This is a genomic window from Clostridium kluyveri DSM 555, from assembly GCF_000016505.1.
Taxonomy (GTDB): Bacteria; Bacillota; Clostridia; order Clostridiales; family Clostridiaceae; genus Clostridium_B; species Clostridium_B kluyveri.
The window spans coordinates 1,940,378-1,961,608 of the sequence record NC_009706.1; the positions used below are offsets into that span (position 1 = coordinate 1,940,378).

Sequence of the window (21,231 nt, forward strand, 5' to 3'; positions counted from 1 at the left end):
ATCACCCCACCTTCGTTGTATTATTCATGTCAATTGATTCTTCATCTACGGTAATTACAGTGTAATCATAATACAATTCCCCATTGTTCTGCCAGGTAAAAGCAAAGTCCTTTACATCCTTGGTCATGGGATGAACTATCAATGTATCTGTGGTCATTCTTTTAACTTCAAGTTCTATAGCTTCCCTTGAATACAGTGAATCCGACAAGGTATCCAATTCATGACCGTATAATCTACTGTAAGCTCTAAATCCCACAGGAGTATTCATTGCTTTATTGCACCATTGTTCATAAGCTTCCAGTCTGTTACATCTTGCTAAAGTTCCATCCGGGTTTCTTACAAATTCACCCTTGTTAAAGTCAAATTTATAGGAACCTTTATATCCTGCATCACTATTATTACCACTGGTAGTACTAGTACTTGATGATGTGGTATCATTTGTATAATCACTATCCGGAAATAGATTAGGCATTTCTCACCCTCCCTATAACTATAAATTCACTTCCTACCTGGGCAACCAATACCCTGTCACCTGACTTCAGGGGTTTTAACATTTCTGGAGTTTTTACATTATGTGAATGACTGTATTCTCCTCCAGCAACATCAGTTTGAGTAAAATAATCCTTATCCAGTTTTAAATAGTCAAGTACCTTGTAATCCGTTATCTCATGTTTAAAGTTATCAAGTTTCAACCCTGCTTCTGTCATAGTGCCAAATTCAACGCCAAGTCCCGAAACAGCATTATTTACAGATTTATTAGTGTGGTCTTTCATTGTACTAGCTAGTTCCTCCATCTCCCGCATAAAACTTCCTCCTTATATAATCCATAGTTCCAACGGTTAACTCCATCTTCCCACTGCTTCCCAAAGTGTGTGTAACACTTGCCACATATAGTTCAACGCCATCAAGGCTTACTTTATCCCCTGCCCTTATGGTATTTATATCAACGCCACAGCTTATATTTATATAGTCCTCACCTGTGCTAAAAATGGAATCTGCTTTTTTCTTGGCTTCATCTGCATTTGTTACCTTGTCGTCCTGAACTATCTTTCTTAAAGTACCATAACCTCTGGTTTCTTTTTCATAGATACCAATGACGGGCGATAAGCTTTCATCCTGCTGTGTTCCTAAAACTTTTACCTGGGTTACAGCACCTTCGAGAGAACTGTATTCCTCTATTTCCTCTGCTATGGATTCTAATTTCCATACAGTAGTATTTGTACCTATCTCAATCAGATCCAGTTTATCTTCCTGCATCCTGACTTTGTAGAGCTTACCGCCTTTCTGGGCTGTCTCCTTCAGGTCTTTAAATATCATGTCAAGAATTTTATCGCCACCTCTGTATATATTCTTGGCAAGCCCTATTCCTGTATCTGCAAAAATTCCTATAGGTATATTCCAGTCACCTGCATACCTTGTTATCCTCTGAGTGGCGGTCTGACCCTCTATGTGCTGGTACTCATCCTCTGAATTTTCAAGATAGACTGTTCTCTCCTTACATTCAAGGTTCAGGTAATGCTCTTTTCTGTTTCGATCCCTTTCCCATACAACACCTTTAAACACCCTTACATCAGTGCTTCCATTAAAGGGAGTATCCCATATTTCAATACCATTGCCTTTAACAAACTGTATGCTCTGGAGCTGTTCAGTTTCAATCAGCTTGACTGTGGCCATATATGCTATGGAATCTATGCTTTCCTGCAGGGTAACACCCTCATTTAAATTGCCAACCTTATAATTATCTTTTGCGATTATACTTATCATAGTATCACCTACCTAACATAATCAGTGCAAATCCAGCCTCCATGGTTGCTCCAGTATATATCTGCCCAATTACCCTGTATGCTTCCAATCTTATAGCACTCATCCTTTTTAACTGTTCCCCTTATTCCATAACTTTCTCCAGGTCCATCTCTCACATTCAAAACATCTGCGGTAACTATTATCCACTCTCCTGCCCTGTGGGAATACTTTGCACCACTACTTTCCGTAGTAGTTTGTCTATTATCTTGAAGAGTGGAATCGACCTGGGATATTTTAAGGTCCCTATGTGTCCTGAATGTAAATGTAAAGTATCTGCTATTATTAAGTCCTTCCGGTCTTATCTCTTCATTCATGGTGCTTAATTTTACCAGGCTGTTAAAGCCTATAACAGTTATAATTAATCTTAATGCCTCCTCCTGTTCCTGCCACTTTTCAAGCTTCTCAATAGTTTCTTTTGAATTGGCTATATCTGTATACCTGCAGTAAGGTTCATAGACATCTGGAATTAAGGTTTCCATGCTTATTTCCTTTATTTTAGTGCCTTTGTCGCTTATGTCTATTTCCCCTATGTCCACTATATCGGCAGTGCTATATTTCTTCTCCCTGTTGACTGTGAGACTTAAGGGGTTGACTGGAAAATGGAAAGTCTCACTATCTTTTGTATTTGTTAGGTACACATCAAAATTGCTGTTGGCAACCCTGTCAAGTGCATTTAGTACAGATTTAGATGCATCCTGTATAACATCAACTATATTGCTAAAGTCCAAAAAATCACCCCCTATTCCATTATCTTCTAAAGGTTTTGGTATTATTTTGTAGAATTATCACCTAAAAGGAGGTGATGAACATGCAAATAACATTAACCTATAATTTTAGTTCTGAGTGTCCTTATTTAAATGAACCCCATTGTATATCCATTGACTATATAAAATTTGATATGACTGGCACTGGAATGCCCGGATATAAAAAAGGTTCTTATTTCTGCAATAAAGTAAAAAACTGTCCATATCCTTCAAAAGATAGATGGGGACGCTGTCCTGTTTACTTAGATGCTCCTTGTCCACCTGAGTAAGATGTATCAATTAAATTAGACAGTTTATAAAATGCCGGCCATGGATTGAGGGTTTGCTTGTTTTCGCTGCAATAGTGGCCGCATCCAACACATGCATCAGGTACATTCTTTTTCTTATCCCAGCAAGTAAAAATAAACATTTTTAAGTGACGATAAATACATTCAAGCTCGCCTTTATTGAGTTGTTCCTGTTGCTCCAGTTTTGTATTCATAACTCGTGCCCAAATAAGATAATCCAGACCTGTTATATGAACTAATTTATTCATTACATCTGAATAAATAAAATCACTTTTAAAGCAATCTCTAACAAACTTGCATGTATTACATGGATTATAATCTTCAAGTTTATTTTCCACTCGATCTATATACATTTGTAAATGACTTGCTACACAGAATATTTCATGTTCAGTAAATTGGAACTGCTTCTGAGCTGGTACTTCAGAAGCAGTCTTTTTTTTATTTAAATCTTCATTACTCATCTATCCTCACCTCTTCAAATTTTGTAACGTCTTTCTAAATTCTGTAGCAAATTTCTTTGTGGCTTGTATTACTATGGTATCAATATCTAGGTCACTACTAAAATTATTTTCTACATCAATATTTATATCTCCATAGCTAGTTCCAGCCATAGCTACCTGTGGTTGGGAAGTATAATAACTTAAGTTTTCAGGAATATCTTTATTTTCAGTACCTGTTAAACTTAGTCCAGATACAGCATTTTTTATCCTGTTTATTGAATTTGCAGCCCTTTCCATTAGACCCACAGATTTATTATGAGTTAACACCTGTTCTCCTCCAGTGAAGTCCACAAATTCCCAACCTCTTTCATTTATTCTGGCCAGACCTTTCTTTGCGTTGTCTGTACCGGTTGCATATCCGACATATGAACCACCCTTAAACAAAGGAGTGTTAAAAACACTTCCATATCTACTTTTTATATAATTTATGGCTGCTGCTGCATTGTGTACAGGATTCAATATATTATTAAGCCCCTTGACCATGAACTCTCTAAACGTAGAAGGCAATGTTTGAAGCAATCCTGTTGCATGTTCCCCTCCTACACTTATACTGTTATAGGCCAGTGGATTTCCTCCAGATTCAGCCTGAACTAACCTTAATAATCCAGGAAGCCATGACATAGGTGTGCCTGTTACAGCTAGTGCAGATGCCAACCATCCAGATACATTCCCACTCATGCCACCGGCCATGGATGAAATATCTCCAATCCAGCTTTTTATAAACGATTTAATATCTATAGATGTCATTCCTTTTATAACTCCTTGTGGGATAAATTTAGATAGTCTAGTCATAACCGCAGATGGGGAATGTATTTCAAAGCCTGTCTTGAATTCCTCAATTACTTTATCTGTGAGAATTTTTACTGCACTTGTTACATCTGACGTTGCAGCCCTTATACCCTGTGCAAAGTCGTTCATTATGGCACCGCCATACACATGCCCAGTTCTTGAGAATAAATTAAGTATCGAACCAGATTCATTTGTAACTCTATTCACTGAATTGGTTGATACTTTTTTATTATCTAAAATTCCACTACTTAAATTATCATTTATCTTGTTACCATACTTTTTAAATTGAGTTAGTGAATCATCTCCAAGGGCAATGGAAGTGGATATATTAGCTGTAGCTTTTGCGACTTTACCTGTTCCAGTTGAGCCACCTCCTACAATACCACCGTTGGCAAACATTCTTACTCCTAACATTCTTCCTGCCTGCTGCCATAAGCTTAGTCCTCTATTTCTTCTAGAGCTTGATAAAGGAATAACTGCTTCCGTTCCTGCTTCACCGATTAAAGTAACCTCTGGACCATTTACAATACCACCATTGGCTTTGGTGTGTAATCCGGTTACACTTTCTCCTTTTGTCATAACTTTTTCTAGGAGAGCATATGCAGGACCACCTATATGTTCCTTAAACCAAGTAGAAAAATTAGACCAAGTTGTTTCTACTGTTTTTCTACCAGAACTAAGCTTACTTCCTATCCAATCTCCAACAGTAGTAGCCACACTTTTTGTTGGCTCTCCAATATTTTCACTCCACCATCCAGAGAAGCCGGTCCATGCAGTATGAGCTGTAGATTTAGCGTCATTAAATCTTTCTCCTATCCATTGGCCAGCAGATGAAGCATATCCTTTTACTGGTTCAGACACATTAGTTCCCCACCAAGTTGAGAAGTCACTCCATTTATTTGAAGCCCACGCCTTACCTTCTCCTACTTTATCGCCAACCCATTTCCCTGATTCAGAAGCTTTATTTTTAATTGGAGTAAATACATTATTACTAAGCCATTGACCATAAGGTGCCCAGGCTCTAGCAGCCGCATCTTTTCCCATGGCAAAAGCACCAACAGTAAAGTTTATAGTATTTATGGCACCATTTTTAAGAGGAGTACCTACTTTATTACCAAACCAAGTCCCAAAATTATTCCATGATGTTTGAACGGACTTTTTAGCATTTCCAAAGCCTTTCTTTAAATAATTAACTGCTGGTCCTGTCTTATCATATATCCAATCAAGGGCTTTTTCTCCTCCTATTGAACCTGCTATACTTCCGGCTACTCCTCCTATAGTGCCCCCTATGGCACCTCCTGCGGCCATACCTGCTGCAGTTCCAGCACCGGGAATTATAGAACCTATAACTCCACCAATACCTCCACCAAGTGTGGCTCCTGCTTTTGCACCAGCTACCCCTCCAGCTATTCCTCCGGCAATATTGCCTGCTGCCCCAACAGTAGCTTTTTTCTTATCAGAAGCCGTTGCTATATCAATACCTGCACCCGCGAGTGTAAGCCCTGCACCAAGCAAAGGAACCTTTTTAGCAACCTTTCCTACTTTGCTTAAACCACTTCCCATCCTAGTTACTTCAGATACGTCTTTACCTACATTTTTAACATCCTTTGACTTCTTTACAAAATCATTGTACTCCTTTATAGCTTTATTTAACTTGTCCTGATTTATCTTTCTTAATTTTTCTGCATTTGCGGATTCATTTACTGCCTTTCTAAAATCCGATGCTGCTTTCTTTAAATCAGAAGTATTATCAGCATTCCTAGTAGATTTAAACGTATCTCTGGCTTTGTTATATGCATCTTTCTTTGTATTTGCATTTCTACCAGAAAATTTAGCTTCTTCTCTAGCTTTATCAACATTAGATTTTAATCTGTTTATTTCTTCTGAAAAAGGCTTAGATGCTTTACTGGAAGTACTTGAAGCTTTTGAAGCACTTCCTGCTGTACCTGCCATTTCTTCGGCAGCATTTGAAGCAGTTTTGGCTCCCTTCTTACCAACAGCCCACTTACCTAGCTTAAATGCACCTTTGGCAGCTTTTGCACCGCCTTTTATTATAGCGCCACCACCTGCGGCATATAAGCCATAATCTAATATCATAGCTTTAGTAATACTTTCAGCATTTGGATTTTTTACAGCATTTAAATTAGCATCTTTAAAAGCAGTTAAAAGCTTCTTTATAATTTCATCAGTATTAAAAGCTTTGAGAAATGCATCTAAGAAGGATTTACCTGCTGTATTTCCAGTTTTATTTATATCATCTCCACCAGAGAAAGCATCTAATACAGCTATTATTCCCCCTCCAAGTACACTTCCTATACTAGAACCCATTTCACTGGCAACTTTATTTATTTTAGGTCTACCATCACCACTCCACCAACTTGAAAGAGGTTCAGCTATAACCTTATCCCAAGCAAGCGTTATCTTTCCCCCAAAATCAGCATTTTTCCACTGGCTACTATCCATTAATTTACTTAACCTCTGCTGGCTTTTCTCAAGTCCACCACCTATAAAAGTACTTACATTTTCTCCAGCTTTTCTGAATAGTTTTCCAAGTTCAGTAACCTTTTTGTCATTTTTATCAAGCCATGTTGTAACTTTAGTTAGCCCTGGTTTTATTCCAGTCCATAATCCATTACCCCATTGAGTTAAAAATTTATTATCCAGAGTATCTTTAAGGGTAGACATTAATCCAAGTGCAGTTTTGGCTTGATTCTGCATCATTCCACCAAATCTTTGATTCATTCCCGTAAGCAATGCTTTTATAGCTTTATCTGATTCAAGCCCTTGCTTACCTATTTCACCTACTTGTTCAGCTGTCAACCCAAGCTGTTCCTGAAGTATTTTAGCAGCTGGAACTCCTGCCTCTGTTAATTGAAGAATCTCATCCCCTTGGACTCTCCCTTTTGCTTTCATTTGCAATTTTGTTATCTATGAGACTTTTTATCCTCATAATCTGGAGGTTTCCCTCATTGGTTATCGGTATGTCATTTCATACCCAGTTCGGCGTACATTTTCAACCAATAAAAAGGACAACCTTTAATATTAGTTGTCGGGTACTCTTGGAAGGATTATATTTATTCACCTTCTACGCTCTACACTACTTATAGCCTTTCGTAATCTATAAGCTTAGCACGGTATTACCATAGGTTTTATTAAAACCTTTAGGATTCACCGTTTTTATCCGATTTATAACTCGGCCAAATAATATTATTAAACCGAGTGCCAAAGTTATTTGATTTATTCCTTCGGCTCCAAGCCCCAGTCCAGATGCAGCATCTCCTATTGTAGATAAATCAGGCAGAATACTTTTAACATCCCACCCAAAGGCAAGCATTTTCTTACTTGCATCAGCTAATTGTGGAAATTCGAAAGGTGTTGCATTCGCCATATTTTGAGCTTGAGTCAGGAATGAATTTGCCTGCTCTGCACTTTTAAGCATTGTAGTAAATGCTATCTGGGTTTGTTCAAAATCCCCAGATAGCTGCATGGGTTTTATTATTCCAGCCCATGTACCACCAACTCCTAAAAGTACACCTTGGAGTGATGTGGCTGCAGATATTACTTTATTTATTCCACTTCTCATTATACTCAATGAGCCAGATACCTTATCTTTAATCATTACAGTAGGAGAAGCTACAAGCCTATTTAACTTGTTTAAAGTTGAATTGATTTTTTCAATCCTGCTGGTAGCTCTATCGTTTATCTTTGCAGAAGGTGACACTGACATTTTATTTAATATATTTGCTCTTTTTTGTGTCTGTTCAAAATATCTGTCAAGAGCACTTATCTTCTTTTTACTTGATTCATCCCCCTGTACACCGATCACAATGTCCAAGTGATATATTTCTCTTTCAGCCAAACTCTCGCCTCCTTCCTGAATGATTTATTTGATTATTTCAAAACACTATAATTTGGCACTCACCTCCTTATCCCATTATCTTCTAAAGGTTTGGTATTTATTTGTAGAATTATCACTTTAAAAGGTAGGTGATAATGGTGATGAAAGTTAAACTTACTTGCCAATGTGGCGAAAGTTTTAATATTGATGCAAATAATTTTAAAGATAAAACTACAATAATCTGTCAAAATTGCGATTCCAAATTTCCTGAAGATAAATTTCAAGATTTCAAAGACTCAATAATAAAACTTAATGATATACATGAATCTCTTAATGAAATTACAGACGGTTATCGTAAACCTCACTGGACTTTTGAATTTGAATGATTATTTTTTATTCCAAGGATAAATATTTTCTAAAGCATCAACAGTTTCTGTCATAATTTCTTTGGCTTGTTTGATTGAAAGATTATTTTCACTAAAAACAGAAAAAATCTTACGTGTTATTTTGTATTTCTCATTTTGATTTAATTCTTCCCGTATAGGAGGTTGGTTCTCCTGTATGGGTTTTTCTCTGATTTCTTGATTTTCCATCATTCTCACCCCTTCCACTAGCTTATGGGGAAATAATTCATCCATACTTATTATCATAGGTAATGCTTTATTCACAAGGAAACTTGCTGTATTCAAGATAGAAAATAATTCAGATTTTATATCTTGACTTTCTAATGGCTGTGCTTGTCCTTCAAGTGCAGCCACTCTTTTTTCTAATTCCTCATACTTTTGTTCTAATGCTTTGTCCACTAGCCTCACCTCCTTATCCCATTATTTGTTAAAGGTTATAATATTTATTTGTAGAATTATCATCTTTGGGAAGGTGATAATATATGGCAGAAAGCTTTGAAAAACAACTTATTTTTGATCTATCCAAGGAGTATGTTTTTAGAACCTTTGATTTCCAAAACAGTACTCCTGAGGATTTAATTAAAAGCTATCAAGATACCTCAGCAAAAATTGAAAAAGTTCTTAAAGAACAGGATTCTAAGAATGATGAATATCGTGGATTATTAAATAAAATCATTAAATAATACTACACCACGCTATGCTGAATAGCTTTTAAGCAAAATTCTAAAATAGAAGTAGCTCTAATTACCACAGTTCCTTTTAAGTTATCTAATATTTTTAGAGCTACTTCCTTTTCCTGTTCATCAAGAAGCCCTGGTTTACCGAAATCATGTGTAAGTATTATTTGTAATTGTTCTTTAGTCATTGAAATTCCTCCTTAATCAAGACATTATTAATAGCTCAATTTAAATTCTTTAATTTGAACCTGAATCAATTCAAGCTCTACCGAACTTAAATTTTGTAAATCTTTTTATTCATCATGCCACCTCCTTCCACCCCATAACAAAAGCACCTGCCATTACAGCAAGTGCTTATTTATGTTCTATTTATTTAGTTGCCTTTAAATATTCAATTTCAATGCAGTTATTGCCAGTGGCAATCTTAACTTTTTTAATATCTTCCTTTATTTCATCCTGACCCTGTTTTAGTTCTTTAACGTCCTTCGAAATGTCTTTAACTGCTGATGAAATCAAGCTGTCCTTATCCTTTATAGAATTACTAATACCCTGAAATCCCCTTACATCTTGTTCCTTGTGTGCTGTCTGCACCTCTGCTATTATATCAATCTTCTTTTCAATACTTTCCAGTTTAATTGAGTTTTTTCTGACTTCGCCTTTAAGACTGCTAACTTCATTCGTAAGATTATTTTGACCCTCAGATAAATTATTTACTTTATCATTGACATCTTTAATATCCTTCTGCATTGACTTTAGTAATTCTAATATTTCCTTATCCAACAAATTCACCCTTTCCACAGCTCACATATTTATTTTATTATATCATATCTTATTGCCTAAATTATACAGCTGTTTTTGTATTTTGTCTTGACACTTCAATTACAATATTAAAAAAAGTGTAGCATAATTTCTTTAACTTGCCTTGTTAAAGATATAAATTCACTTTCAGAAATACGTTTTTCTTTTATAGCTATTATTTCATCAGTCGTGAAGTTGTCCAAATAATTTTTAGAAAGTTCTTTGAGATTATATATAAGTTCTTGAGTGGTAGGTACTCTTCGTAAACTTTCCTCCATCATCATATAGCCACCTCTCTAAGTGGTTTGTAAACCACATGAAAGGTTTTGTTCTTGCTTGGTATGTCCACAGGATATCCATTTTCTTTAAGCCACTTGTTGACTTTATCAGATACAGATTCAGTATATTTGATCACAGTACCCTGCCATGAACCACTACTTTCCCATACAACCTCTTTCTCATGTTCTTCAATATCCAGCTTTTTAATTATCTGTCCTACTGCTCCAAATGCAGGATTGCCTGTTTTAGAATACATTCCAACCATTTTGGCTATCTGTTTGGTATCATAGAACTTTTCCCTTGCTTCTATTTCTATGGGTATGTCCACTCCTGCTTTAGAGAATAATGTTTTAACTACCAGTAATTTAATAGTATTATCTACCCCGGCAACATCTAACAAAGGTGATACAAGTTCTACTGATTTATTTATGGTTTCTAGTTTTTCAGGTTGGTTGCTTTCTTTTAAAGCTTCTGTGCTAGCTTTATCTGAAATGTAAGCCCCTGTTTGTCTTATTTCTGGCAATACTTCTCTTCTTATCCATTTTCTAAATTGTACTCCTATAGGTTTATCTGTATATTGTAAGAAACCATATAAACCATCTTCGTAGAATATAGCAAGACTTGAAGCATATTTATTAATCAATTCAGAGGTGGTTAAAGTATTCTTAACCAGTTCCTTAAAATCTTTTAACTCATTATATTTTAAGATTTCATACTCAATACCAATTTCAAACTGCTCTGCTTCTATGCATTGGCTTATCGTAACTTTTGGCTCTACATATCCGAACATGGATACTATTTCATTTGCTATCCAGCAAGGCTTATCATTCCACACAAAAGTATGAATTTTGTCCCCATTAAACTCTTTTACTATTAAATTGTTCATTTATTATAATCCTCCTTTGATTTTATTCCCAAAGTAGGCTATAATAAAGCTATCGAGGGCTTTATTAAGCTTACTTTAGGAACCCTTTTACTATTGCCGTAGTGAAAGGGTTTTTAGTTTTCTTCAATATCAACAACCTGCTCTACACTAACATTTAAACCTTTAGCTAACTTGCCTATCGTCACCGGATTAGGTGTTGTGTAACCTCTCTCAATTTTATTGATAGTACTTACAGCTACCCCAGATACCTTTGATAGTTCTCTGGTACTCATTTCCATTCGTGCTCTTGCTAAAATAATTTTATTGACATTAATTTTTAACATTAAATCGCCTCCCATCACTAACAAATTGTTAGTATATTTATATGGTAACCTAACATTATGTTAGTGTCAATACTAATTTTTAGTTTTATATATACAATTTGTTAGTGTTGATATATAATAGCCATGAGGTGATATTGTGAATATTGGAGAAAACATAAAAAGAATTAGAACTCAAAAAGGTCTAACTCAAAAAGAATTAGCTAAAAGTATACATGTCACTCCAACCACTATACAAAATTATGAAAATAATCGTAGAAAGCCAAGTGTTGATACATTAGATAAAATAGCTAAAGTCCTTGGAGTAACTATTAATTCTTTTACGTTTAATTACAATTTTTGTTATGAATTATTGATGCGTTTAATTAAAGTACTCAATACTGAAAATTATTTTGATCTTATAGAAAAAGAATCCGGTATCCCAAAATCAATATTAATACAAATAACATCTCAAAAGACGGATGATATAGATATAAATATAGATTCTCAAATAAAAATGCTGGAACTTCTATTTGTAACAAATAAGCCAGAATTTCAAAAATTTTATCTAGACACGCTCCTTTTTAATCAACTAGAAGTCGATAATAGAATACAAAATTTTATGATGGCTAAGCTTAATACAACAATGAAAATACAATCTGCTCATGAACTAATGCAAGAAAGCAAAAACTATGGTTCTAAAGTTTTTGAAAAATTCAAAGCATATTTAAATGCTTTTTTTCAAGATAGAAAAAAACTATTATCTTCAGAAGAAGTAGATATTATATATAATATCTCAATTTCTATTCTTATTGCTATAGACCAAAATATAATATCATTTAAAAAAGGAAATATGCATTCTAGTGTAAATGCTGACAGTATTGAAATTTTATCACAATTAGATAAAAATATATCTAATTTATTAGAGTATGAATTTGATAGAATCAATAATTATACCACTGATTAAAATAGCACCCGCCTTTAAAACGGGTGTGTTTTTCTATGAAAAAGTTTAGTATAAAAATTAGAATTATGCTAATACTATAATTGATCTTAAGCAAAGGAGTAATTGATATGAATTCTATTATTCATAACTTAAAAACTATATTAGAAACATATAATTTACTAATTTCTGCATCAATATCAACAATTATTATTTATAGAATAGTTAGGAGACAAATAAAAAAAAATCCTTTAGTATTTAACTGCTAGAGGGTAGTTAATTAAAGATTAAATAAAAATAATTATTTCAATAAAATTTTTGCAATACGCTTCAAGCGTTGTGCAAAACCCTAGAACAAAATTAAGCTATTAATCTTTGCATTGGTAAGTAAGCATATTTAACTATTTGCTCTGCTCTTTCTTTGCATATAGCATAAATATCATGGTATTCTGTACCATTTTCCATTTCTTCCCTTACTGTATTTAATATCATATCTTCTATAAATGCTATAGTGTCTAATACCTTTCTAGTTGCATATTCTCTTTGTCCTTTTTTAATACCTACTTGGGTGTTTACCAATCTTGAATAATTAGTAAATATTAAATCTGGATTCTTTTCATATGTTTTGCTACCTTGATTAATTGCATATTTTAGTAATTCATCTAGAGAATCCGTCTCACTTCTTCTTACAAGCTTTCCATTCTTTCTTGTTTGGAGCCATTCACTGGATTGCTTTTCTTTAATAAAGGCTTCCATTTTATTAAAAGCTTCAATATATTTTAATTTCCACTGCAAGGCTTTTTGTCCTGTAAATCCCATAACAAGCAAGCTAAATCCATCACGTGTCATAATATATTCTGGGTATTTCTGATTATTTTGTTCGTGCAAATAACTACTTTTTATAAAATAATTCCTTATAGGGGTTTCCTCAATTTTGTGGAGACCCTTAATAATATTTTCAATATCTCTTAATACCTGATCGTGCCTTTTATCAAAATTTTTAGCAATAATCCTACTGCTTACTAATGCTCTTTCTCTCTTTGTAAATAACCCTAAATCTATTAATTCTTTCATTAAATTTTCCTCCTAAAATTTATTTATCTAGGAGCGACCGGAACATACCCGGTCATTCCTCTCTCCTAGGAGGTTCAGCATATCTCACGACGTTCTTTGCCCCAAAATAAAAAACACCCCGAAAGGTGTTTGATATCATTTTTGAATATAAAAAAAGAACCACATGAGTGATTCTTTTTGAAATTATTGCATATTCACTTCAAAAGTATAAGGCTCAAACTCTAAACTATAATCTGATGAAGAATGTCCTTCAAATATAAATTTGACACTTTCGCCATTAGCATCTAAAGGTTTAAAAACTACCACGCCTTCCTCTTTTATTCCAGAAAGTATTTCTGTATTCAATTCAGGATATTTCCCATAAGAATCGCCCTTATCAAATTGTTTATTGCCTTGAGTTGCCTTTGAATCATAAGTACTAAACATTACATTACCATTGGTATTGTTGGTTATAGTTAAATATGCCCTAGTATTTTCAGTCCCAAACTCTACTTTATTTAGCTTTATTACATATCCATGTTGATCAATCTCTTTATTTACGTCTATAGTTTTTATAGCCGGATCAAATGCTGTTGCATAGTCAGATTTTTCGATTTTACTTGCAACTATTACAGGAGCAGATATAGATCCCCCAAAAGCATTTTCTCCGTCATATTTCTTTTCTATTGTTCCCACTATATGAATAATATCATCATTTTTTACATCTAAGTTAGGATCAGATATCTGTATTAATGTATTTTGTGTAGAGTTATCAGGATCGGCAAACGCCTGTATATATGTTCCATTTGCATCTTTTTCAGGTTCAGTAAAAATTTTAGCATAGTAGTCCACTTTTCTGCCCTTGAATTTATCTGGATCAGAGAACATTTGCTTAAATTCATCTTTACTCAAAAGGGTATCGTTTTGCTTAGTATCTTGAGAATCTGAATTACTATTGACTTGTCCACTCTCATTTCCGCAAGCCACAAGAATAATTGCCATTAACAGTATGGTCACAATAATTGATATTTTTTTTAACATAATTTAATCCCCCTTAATTCATACTTTATCAACAATATTGTAACAAATTGTATATATTTTGTCCAACCTATTCCATAATACAAGATTTATGGGGGAATTTCTATTAAAATGCACTTAGAAGAATACATCATTATTCCACCTAAAAGAGCCTCAATTATATTACTTATTTTTGAGCTTATTTTCTGCTTCTATTTCAATTTCAGCACTGGCCAGATACAGTTTTTGCTCGTATTCAGACATATTACGAAATTCTCTAAATTTTAAATTATGTCTTACCCATAAGAAATTCATCAAATAGAGTCTGTATCTGGTTCTAATGAGTTTTTTATCTCTTCTATATCCTCAGCTTCATCATTATAGCCACTCAAATCAAAAACCTGTTCTATTAAGTTATCCATTTCTCCTGCCAATAATCGTCTTTTGATAACTTCTTTACCATTGCTAACGTTTAATGCAGCTTTTAGTTTCTCATTATTCCAATTAGGTGATACTGTAGCCTTTTCAATTATCTCCGCATTGAAATTTTCATCATCAAATACGTCTTTTTCAAGCTTGGAGCCTTTCACCTTTTCTGAATGTGTATTATCCTTTCTTATTTTACTTATTTGCTTGCCTGTTAGAGCCTTAAGTTTTATTGGTATTCCAAGTCTCTGTATAACAACTGTTCTTGTAGGTACCTCTATTTCACCTAAAAGCGCATCTATAACATCATCTTCACTCATGTTTTGCATTTTTTCTATATCCATATCTTAAACTCCTCCTAAATAATTATTTTAAAACATAAGAAAAGAACCACATTTAAGCGATTCTTTTAAAATTATTAACTATTAATTTCTAATATTAAGCCTTTCTTTAATGGCTGATTGTAATACCTGTGAAAAGTTAATTTTATTTTCTTCGGCTATTTTATTTAGCCACCTTGGTAAAGTCACATTTTTGTTGACAGATTTATTCATCATTTCGTTTCTAATATCAACCATATGGGCTGTAATAGGAACAACAAACTGACCTTTAGTAACTTTCACATCTTCAGGATTAGTTGCTGCAGGTATTTCTTCACCTTCATCCTCTAACCCCCACAGATAACCTTCAAGTAAATCTTTTGCCATATACATTGCTTCATCTAAGTTATCTCCAAACGTAGCACAGCCTAGATCGGGGAAATTAACACAATATTGATTTTCCTCTCTTTCAAATACAGCTGGGAAAGTATATTTATCTTTCATAAACAACACCTCAATAATTATTGATATATTTTATTACCGCAAGAACTATTTAATTCCTGCCTGTTTAAGTATCGCATTTAAAGTGCCTTTAGGAATATCACCTTTATGGTTCGGAACTGGCACTTTATTAGGTTTATCCTTATGTTTGAAATACATATGAGATCCTCTTTGATAAGAATAATACCATCCAACTTCTTCTAGCTTTTTAACCAGTTCTTTGATTTTCATAATTTTCCTTCTAACACCTATAATTTTAAGCGTGTTGTTTATGCGTGTCAAGGGATATTAATATATGCCCGAGCCTGCTTATTTTTTATCTACTCAGCTTCTATTGCATCCAAAAGTTCATAACCTGAAAAGTTAAAAGGTGTTTCCTCTTCTACAAGGTCCCCTGCTTTTAAATTTATTAACTGCAGCTTTGTAGCCATGCAATTTTTCAGCCTTATAGATTCATACCCATAAGCTTCAGGGTCATTAAGCTTGGTTATTATTTCAAACCTTTTAAATCCTCTTTTTATCATATCAGAAGTTACTTTATAACCTTTCATGGTGCCGGTACCTTTTTTTGTACCTGCTTTATAGTCTGTCCAATCTGCCCCTAAAAGATTAAGTTCCTTAATATCTGATTCCACATCTGCTGTACACTCCTGCAGATTAGTTTGTTTAACTCCATCAACTAAAACTTCTCCAAAACGTCCATGTATCGTCCTTCCTGCCTCTAATACATCCGTCATATTTTATCCCTCCTATTCCTAGCTTATATAACCAGTTCCGTATATCTTTTTCATTACATTTATATAGTCTGCAGACCATTTCCAGAAGAATTCATCATCTTTTGCATTAGCCTGCAGGTCAGTGTCAACTTCAACCGTAAAGTCTCCCACTACCCCATTACTTTGCAGTGTTTCAAAATATTGCTTTAAGGCAGATATAACAACTTTCTGTCCTAAATCTTCATTAGGGGTTTTTCCTATATAATCTCTCTTTGTGATGGTCGTATCTGCATTTACTGCGTGCATAAATCTAACAGCCCTTATATATCCAAGGGACTCGCTCTGGTCTTCTCCATAAGACTTTAAGGTATTAACATCATCCACAACTATTGCATTCGTACTGGTCTGATCTCCTGAAAATACTAAAGTGCCTGATTTTAAACAGTCCTCTATTTGATCTTTACTTAATTTAGGATGTACACCTTCAAATATAGTTTCTTTATTACAGATACTTTCTTTCATGGTTGTAGCAGCAATTATTCCTGCTACATAACAAGCACTTTCGGCAGGAGTATAAGTAACACCTTTGTAGATACCCCCATTGCCTACATTTACCACACATTCATCATTAAATGCCTTTGATTGTGTATTTGCATCATCAACAGTAGTACTTGACGAACCACCAAAACAGCCTATAACGTCATAACCTACAGATTTATTCCGGTCTATCCATGCTTGAACCGTTGTTTGAAGAGCAGTATCTTCTATACCATCCAATGTAAATACATTTACGGTATATTGCTCAAAAACACTCATTGCCTCCACATAATTTTCATTTGTTATATTTTCAGTTCCATTGCTGCCACCTGTTAATGGTTGATTCACCACACTTGCTAAAGTACCATTACCATCTGCAACTTTAGTAGCTTTCAGCCATATATTTTCACTTTGTCCATTTATCTGTTTTACAATCTCATCTATAGTTCCAGATACCTTGAATGTATACAACCATCCAGTTCCTTCATATAAAGTTATATCTGTTAAGGTTTCATCTGCAATATCGGTTTTAACAGAAACATTAAAAGCCCTTGTTGTAGGGTATAAAGTCTCAAGTTTTATGGCATCTGCCGGAGTTGAAGTGGTATCCTTTAGTGTTATGCTTGGGACCTTTTCTTCTCCATCTCCCATCCTATATAAGAGAAGCTCTGAGGGCTGCCCCAAAAGAACTAATCTCCCAAGTCTATAGGCACTTAATGTACTATTACTTCCAAATGCCTTTATCAATTCCGATTCTGTACTTACAGAAGTAACTTTCTTCATAGGCCCCCAATCGCTCTTGACCGGCATAGCCACAACTCCCTTAGTGCCTTGTGTCAGCCTGTTTTCAGCCATCCATTTAAACCTATTGTAAAACCCTGGTATAATCTGTTTATTCGTTTCACTCCAAGTTCCTGCCACCTTATTTCACCTTCCTTTTTAGAAAATCTTCTATTAATTTCTTAAAACTTTCTTTTGTAAGTTCCTTTTCTTTACAATCAAACAAAGCACCCACTGCCACTTCTCTTTTATGGCCTGTAAGTGCTTTACTATTTTTAATTAAATCCTCAATTGGGTATTTAACTTCTGGCTTAGTTGTATTGACCTCCACTGTAGATATTGGCACACTTGAACTTGTACTACCACTTGATAATGTACTTGTTTTTATATCCACATTTGTAGTTGAAGCTTGTGTCTGAATATTTGCCCCACTAGAAATAGGTTTATCTTTTTTATCATCTACAGCACTATTTACAGATGTAACCGGTGTTGAACCTATACCACTAATTGATGAAGTGTTAGCACCTGTGGTACTTTCAGTTGAAGTGGCTTTATCCTTTACGTTATCTTCTGCCATAAATTACTCCTCCTTTATCGAACCCCTGCCATAGATTTTATTCATGACAGGAATATTTTTTCTCTTGATATTTTCAAGCCTGAAAAAATCCACGCTAAGTTGACCCACAGTAAATGGGTCTGCTTCTCTATCTTCCCTTATGCTGCTTATGGTCAAATACCTTCTATCTGCTATATCCAAAGGTATCTTTGTATCCTGGATTAATTGACTTTCTACAGTATCAATAAATTTATTGGCCATACTTTTATCTCTGCTCACAAAATGGCATCTTATAGTCTTCATAACCCTGTTAGCTCCAAGTGTTGCAGGAGATAAATCAGTTTTAAGTACCCTGCACAATACAGAAGGTACCGCAAAATTTTTTACCCAGTACTCAGGATACACAGGAATATTTATAAGACCATTTATATAATTGGATACAGCTCCAACCCACGAATCTACATAGGATTCACTTTCTTCATGAAGAGCTATAACGTTGAATTTAAGCCCCCTTGCAATAGCATCCCATTCTTCGTCTATAACATCATCACCAATGGTTCCATTAAAAACACATGTATAACTTTCCCCTGTATCTTTTGTTATAGTCTGTAAATCCAATGCTGCTATAACTTTTTCCATCAAACTATCCAGGGTATTGAATGTCAGCCTCTTATCATAAAGCCATATCTGTATGCCTCTACTGTAGGATGTAGGATTGTTCTGTTTATCATCAGAGCCTTGAAGAATTACAGCATAAGGCTTTTCTGTGGATTTATCAGGAACAGTAGGTTCATAACACTCTTTAAGCTCTGGAATACTATCCAGTAACTTTTCCCTTATTCCGTCACGCATATACTAATCCTCCCATAATCTAATCACATCATCTCTGATTTTATATTTATTTTTTTCCATAGTAGGACCTACTGTTGCATATTTCTTGGTACCTGGATGATGCACAAGCTTAACTGGATGATCTGCATCCTTCCAATATAAGGCTTTCTTATTCTTTGGCCTTATTATATGCGGTTTCGAACCATCTTCAAGCACTCCCCCGTATTCCACTCCATGACTTAAAGAAATAGTATATTCCTTATTTTCAACTTTCACATCTCCATGAAGCGACTGTCTGGCATGTGCTGACCTATCTTTCCATGGTGCATTCATTTTAGCTTCATTTTCTAAATTTCTTGCCCAATTATCACAGAAAGAATGCATTAAGGCATTTTTCCTATTTATAAAATCCAGTACATTATCACTAAAAGCCATTACATCACCTTCTCCAAGCCGCAATCATACCCACATATTTCTCCATTTATTATCTGTGGATACACATTTTTTACTTTCATATGACCATAAGAACAGTCAAATTCTATTGAAGTTTTACTGTCTACACTTAAATCTGCTTCGCTGTCTGCAAGCATTCCATAGGCTGTATTTTTATAAGAAGTACCTATTGTACCTGAAGAAACTGTTATACTGCTGTCATAAGTTTTCTGTGGAAATATCCTAACTGTTAAAGTTATATCTTTGGACACTTCTGCAAAATGACCATTTACAATCTCTTTGACAACCTTAGTAAAAGATATTTCTGTAGGGTTTTGAGCTATGCTCCAGTTTATATCCCTTTTTCTTCTCTCTGCTGTAATCATAGGTTTATCTCCACATCTGAACCAATTATAAAACTGCTTCTTCCGGTACACATTGACTTATATTTCTCTGCATTTTTGTAACATAGGTTTGCCACGTCAGTGATAGTTGAATATTGATATCTCTCTTGTCCAACTTGATATTGATTAGGAGTATCGATATTACTCTCCTGCATAGTGGCTTTCATCATCCATCCTTCGCTGGCGGCACAATATATACAGTCTGCATCAGATATTAGAGAATCCAGTTCATCATCAGTGAACGTCTTGCTGTCCCTATCGTTTAGCAACATTCTTAATTTTGTTCTTAAACTATCAGTGGGTGTCACAATATCACCTCCATGAAAATAGAGTCCATTTAAAATTAATGAACCCTATCCTAAAGTTATTTCCTGTACATTTTCATCTATGGCAGCATAACATCCCCTGTAAGCATATCCTACAATCTGCTGTTCCACTAATCTTGAAAGATCCCCCGCCTGTGATTCTATTTGAAGGTCCTGTTTCAAAAGCTCCTTGAATCCTCTCTTAGGTCTTATCAGGTAACACTTTCCATCAGTTACTCCTGGATATGAATAACTCTTTCTTCCAACTTGAGTAGCCCATCCATCATAGTAAACTATTGAACTTATTCCACTTACAGCAGGATAAGTAGTGCCATTTATCTGATATCCACCTTTAAGCGCCATTTCAATATTATCCTTATTCATACTGGATGCAAGTAAAACAGTACCTGGCCTTTTAGCCTTGTTACAATCAATTATTGCCTGGGTCAATGTTTTATAGTACCTTACCCACACGTCCTCATCAGCTGACCCCTGATATGGAGTTTTATTAGCTGTCTTGTAAGTATAGTTGATTATCGGAGAAAGATATATGTGGTTAAGAAGAGCATTATACGCTTCACCCATAGACCTGTTCAGTATATCCACAGAGAAATTATCATTAAAATCCTTCATTTCCTTTGTATATTCAAAACCAGCCGTATAAGTTAAAAGCCTTGCAGTTGGCCCATATTCAACTTGAAGGGCACCAAATTTAACTTCTTCCCCTTCCATATGCTCTGTAAATACTACCGTTCCGGTCAAAGCCCATTTTGCATCTATAAGCTTTGGCATGGTTGGGTCTGAAAGCAAATCATAAATAGGAGAATATAAAAGTGGTATCTGCTCACGTCCAAGTTCAACGTCAAGTACCACTTTTTTTAACAAATCCTTATATTGTGCCAGGCTGTTGCTTCTTAGCATTTCCCCTATAGGTTTTGTAAGAACGTAAGTTTCCATTTCACCATTGACTATCTTTTTAGGAGCTAAATACTCTTTACCATTTAATTTAAAAGGTATTACGGTATCTATAGTCTGTGTTTTCTTTGCTTCTCTTAATGAATCTATACTATAAATTTTTACCATGTT

31 protein-coding genes are annotated in these 21,231 nt (G+C 34.7%); 4 read left to right on the plus strand and 27 right to left on the minus strand.

Annotated features, from left to right (window positions below; translation table 11 throughout):
- Position 1: 1 nt before the first annotated feature.
- The 4 genes from CKL_RS09020 to CKL_RS09035 are packed head-to-tail and all read right to left on the minus strand — an operon-like array spanning position 2 to position 2,531.
- A complete protein-coding gene (locus tag CKL_RS09020; protein WP_012102233.1) occupies positions 2 to 472 on the minus strand; it encodes a DUF2634 domain-containing protein in 471 nt (156 codons plus the stop codon).
- Positions 465 to 803, minus strand: a complete 339-nt coding sequence (locus CKL_RS09025) for a hypothetical protein (protein WP_012102234.1) — start codon at positions 801 to 803, stop codon at positions 465 to 467. Before CKL_RS09025 ends, CKL_RS09020 begins: the two co-directional genes overlap by 8 nt.
- Positions 778 to 1,764: an XkdQ/YqbQ family protein gene (locus CKL_RS09030; RefSeq protein ID WP_012102235.1), complete on the minus strand. Its 987-nt coding sequence runs from the start codon at positions 1,762 to 1,764 to the stop codon at positions 778 to 780. The genes CKL_RS09025 and CKL_RS09030 overlap by 26 nt, the downstream gene beginning before the upstream one ends.
- Before the next feature lie 8 nt (positions 1,765 to 1,772).
- The gene (locus CKL_RS09035; protein ID WP_012102236.1) at positions 1,773 to 2,531 is read right to left on the minus strand and encodes an SH3 domain-containing protein; all 759 of its coding nucleotides are present in this window, start codon (positions 2,529 to 2,531) and stop codon (positions 1,773 to 1,775) included.
- A gap of 80 nt (positions 2,532 to 2,611) precedes the next feature.
- On the opposite strand from CKL_RS09035, the gene CKL_RS09040 reads away from it, so the two are divergent.
- On the plus strand, positions 2,612 to 2,836 hold the full coding sequence (locus CKL_RS09040; protein ID WP_041700796.1) for a hypothetical protein: 225 nt from the start codon (positions 2,612 to 2,614) through the stop codon (positions 2,834 to 2,836).
- Here CKL_RS09040 and CKL_RS09045 read toward each other — a convergent pair.
- The 3 genes from CKL_RS09045 to CKL_RS09055 form a co-directional block, all read right to left on the minus strand.
- On the minus strand, positions 2,806 to 3,315 hold the full coding sequence (locus tag CKL_RS09045) for a hypothetical protein (protein ID WP_012102237.1): 510 nt from the start codon (positions 3,313 to 3,315) through the stop codon (positions 2,806 to 2,808). The genes CKL_RS09040 and CKL_RS09045 overlap by 31 nt on opposite strands.
- A gap of 6 nt (positions 3,316 to 3,321) precedes the next feature.
- Positions 3,322 to 7,056 carry a transglycosylase SLT domain-containing protein gene (locus CKL_RS09050; RefSeq protein WP_242649466.1) on the minus strand — a complete coding sequence of 1,245 codons (3,735 nt, stop codon included), beginning with the start codon at positions 7,054 to 7,056 and terminating at the stop codon, positions 3,322 to 3,324.
- A gap of 205 nt (positions 7,057 to 7,261) precedes the next feature.
- Complete coding sequence (locus CKL_RS09055; protein WP_012102239.1) at positions 7,262 to 8,002, minus strand: hypothetical protein; 741 nt, start codon at positions 8,000 to 8,002, stop codon at positions 7,262 to 7,264.
- A gap of 140 nt (positions 8,003 to 8,142) precedes the next feature.
- Between CKL_RS09055 and CKL_RS20285 the strand changes: the two genes are divergently transcribed.
- The gene (locus CKL_RS20285) at positions 8,143 to 8,367 is read left to right on the plus strand and encodes a hypothetical protein (RefSeq protein WP_041700797.1); all 225 of its coding nucleotides are present in this window, start codon (positions 8,143 to 8,145) and stop codon (positions 8,365 to 8,367) included.
- On the opposite strand, the gene CKL_RS09065 is transcribed toward CKL_RS20285, so the two are convergent.
- Positions 8,368 to 8,784 carry a hypothetical protein gene (locus CKL_RS09065; RefSeq protein WP_242649412.1) on the minus strand — a complete coding sequence of 139 codons (417 nt, stop codon included), beginning with the start codon at positions 8,782 to 8,784 and terminating at the stop codon, positions 8,368 to 8,370.
- Between the two features lie 83 nt (positions 8,785 to 8,867).
- Between CKL_RS09065 and CKL_RS09070 the strand changes: the two genes are divergently transcribed.
- Positions 8,868 to 9,068, plus strand: a complete 201-nt coding sequence (locus tag CKL_RS09070) for a hypothetical protein (protein WP_041700798.1) — start codon at positions 8,868 to 8,870, stop codon at positions 9,066 to 9,068.
- A gap of 2 nt (positions 9,069 to 9,070) precedes the next feature.
- Here CKL_RS09070 and CKL_RS09075 read toward each other — a convergent pair whose 3' ends face one another.
- The 5 genes from CKL_RS09075 to CKL_RS09095 all read right to left on the minus strand — a co-directional run bounded on the left by CKL_RS09075 (position 9,071) and on the right by CKL_RS09095 (position 11,363).
- Positions 9,071 to 9,250 carry a hypothetical protein gene (locus CKL_RS09075; RefSeq protein ID WP_041700800.1) on the minus strand — a complete coding sequence of 60 codons (180 nt, stop codon included), beginning with the start codon at positions 9,248 to 9,250 and terminating at the stop codon, positions 9,071 to 9,073.
- 181 nt (positions 9,251 to 9,431) lie between these two features.
- Positions 9,432 to 9,851 (minus strand): hypothetical protein, encoded by a 420-nt coding sequence (locus tag CKL_RS09080; protein WP_012102242.1) that lies wholly within the window; start codon positions 9,849 to 9,851, stop codon positions 9,432 to 9,434.
- Positions 9,852 to 9,949: 98 nt separating this feature from the next.
- On the minus strand, positions 9,950 to 10,144 hold the full coding sequence (locus CKL_RS09085) for a hypothetical protein (RefSeq protein ID WP_148204837.1): 195 nt from the start codon (positions 10,142 to 10,144) through the stop codon (positions 9,950 to 9,952).
- Positions 10,141 to 11,025, minus strand: coding sequence for a BRO-N domain-containing protein (locus tag CKL_RS09090; protein ID WP_012102244.1), 885 nt, complete (start codon positions 11,023 to 11,025; stop codon positions 10,141 to 10,143). Before CKL_RS09090 ends, CKL_RS09085 begins: the two co-directional genes overlap by 4 nt.
- Positions 11,026 to 11,138: 113 nt before the next feature.
- The gene (locus tag CKL_RS09095) at positions 11,139 to 11,363 is read right to left on the minus strand and encodes a helix-turn-helix transcriptional regulator (RefSeq protein WP_081428193.1); all 225 of its coding nucleotides are present in this window, start codon (positions 11,361 to 11,363) and stop codon (positions 11,139 to 11,141) included.
- Between the two features lie 121 nt (positions 11,364 to 11,484).
- On the opposite strand from CKL_RS09095, the gene CKL_RS19540 reads away from it, so the two are divergent.
- A complete protein-coding gene (locus CKL_RS19540) occupies positions 11,485 to 12,291 on the plus strand; it encodes a helix-turn-helix domain-containing protein (RefSeq protein ID WP_012102246.1) in 807 nt (268 codons plus the stop codon).
- Between the two features lie 336 nt (positions 12,292 to 12,627).
- Here CKL_RS19540 and CKL_RS09105 read toward each other — a convergent pair whose 3' ends face one another.
- The 14 genes from CKL_RS09105 to CKL_RS09165 all read right to left on the minus strand — a co-directional run bounded on the left by CKL_RS09105 (position 12,628) and on the right by CKL_RS09165 (position 21,228).
- The gene (locus CKL_RS09105; protein WP_012102247.1) at positions 12,628 to 13,341 is read right to left on the minus strand and encodes a Rha family transcriptional regulator; all 714 of its coding nucleotides are present in this window, start codon (positions 13,339 to 13,341) and stop codon (positions 12,628 to 12,630) included.
- 183 nt (positions 13,342 to 13,524) lie between these two features.
- Complete coding sequence (locus CKL_RS09110; RefSeq protein ID WP_012102248.1) at positions 13,525 to 14,361, minus strand: hypothetical protein; 837 nt, start codon at positions 14,359 to 14,361, stop codon at positions 13,525 to 13,527.
- 159 nt (positions 14,362 to 14,520) lie between these two features.
- Positions 14,521 to 14,652, minus strand: a complete 132-nt coding sequence (locus CKL_RS21530) for a hypothetical protein (RefSeq protein ID WP_278184437.1) — start codon at positions 14,650 to 14,652, stop codon at positions 14,521 to 14,523.
- Positions 14,652 to 15,107 (minus strand): phage tail assembly chaperone, encoded by a 456-nt coding sequence (locus CKL_RS09115; protein WP_012102249.1) that lies wholly within the window; start codon positions 15,105 to 15,107, stop codon positions 14,652 to 14,654. The genes CKL_RS21530 and CKL_RS09115 overlap by 1 nt, the downstream gene beginning before the upstream one ends.
- An 81-nt stretch (positions 15,108 to 15,188) precedes the next feature.
- Positions 15,189 to 15,587 (minus strand): type II toxin-antitoxin system HicB family antitoxin, encoded by a 399-nt coding sequence (locus tag CKL_RS09120; RefSeq protein ID WP_012102250.1) that lies wholly within the window; start codon positions 15,585 to 15,587, stop codon positions 15,189 to 15,191.
- A 45-nt stretch (positions 15,588 to 15,632) separates the two neighbouring features.
- Positions 15,633 to 15,815, minus strand: a complete 183-nt coding sequence (locus CKL_RS09125; RefSeq protein ID WP_012102251.1) for a type II toxin-antitoxin system HicA family toxin — start codon at positions 15,813 to 15,815, stop codon at positions 15,633 to 15,635.
- 89 nt (positions 15,816 to 15,904) lie between these two features.
- The gene (locus CKL_RS09130) at positions 15,905 to 16,321 is read right to left on the minus strand and encodes a phage tail tube protein (RefSeq protein ID WP_012102252.1); all 417 of its coding nucleotides are present in this window, start codon (positions 16,319 to 16,321) and stop codon (positions 15,905 to 15,907) included.
- 18 nt (positions 16,322 to 16,339) lie between these two features.
- Complete coding sequence (locus CKL_RS09135) at positions 16,340 to 17,758, minus strand: phage tail sheath family protein (protein WP_012102253.1); 1,419 nt, start codon at positions 17,756 to 17,758, stop codon at positions 16,340 to 16,342.
- Between the two features lies 1 nt (position 17,759).
- Positions 17,760 to 18,194 carry a YqzN/YkzM domain-containing protein gene (locus tag CKL_RS09140; RefSeq protein ID WP_012102254.1) on the minus strand — a complete coding sequence of 145 codons (435 nt, stop codon included), beginning with the start codon at positions 18,192 to 18,194 and terminating at the stop codon, positions 17,760 to 17,762.
- A gap of 3 nt (positions 18,195 to 18,197) precedes the next feature.
- Positions 18,198 to 19,025 (minus strand): hypothetical protein, encoded by an 828-nt coding sequence (locus CKL_RS09145; protein WP_012102255.1) that lies wholly within the window; start codon positions 19,023 to 19,025, stop codon positions 18,198 to 18,200.
- Between the two features lie 3 nt (positions 19,026 to 19,028).
- Positions 19,029 to 19,439: a hypothetical protein gene (locus CKL_RS09150; RefSeq protein WP_012102256.1), complete on the minus strand. Its 411-nt coding sequence runs from the start codon at positions 19,437 to 19,439 to the stop codon at positions 19,029 to 19,031.
- Complete coding sequence (locus CKL_RS09155) at positions 19,439 to 19,822, minus strand: hypothetical protein (RefSeq protein WP_012102257.1); 384 nt, start codon at positions 19,820 to 19,822, stop codon at positions 19,439 to 19,441. The genes CKL_RS09150 and CKL_RS09155 overlap by 1 nt, the downstream gene beginning before the upstream one ends.
- Positions 19,819 to 20,148, minus strand: a complete 330-nt coding sequence (locus tag CKL_RS09160; protein WP_012102258.1) for a hypothetical protein — start codon at positions 20,146 to 20,148, stop codon at positions 19,819 to 19,821. The genes CKL_RS09155 and CKL_RS09160 overlap by 4 nt, the downstream gene beginning before the upstream one ends.
- Before the next feature lie 45 nt (positions 20,149 to 20,193).
- Positions 20,194 to 21,228 (minus strand): phage major capsid protein, encoded by a 1,035-nt coding sequence (locus CKL_RS09165; RefSeq protein ID WP_012102259.1) that lies wholly within the window; start codon positions 21,226 to 21,228, stop codon positions 20,194 to 20,196.
- Positions 21,229 to 21,231 lie beyond the last annotated feature (3 nt).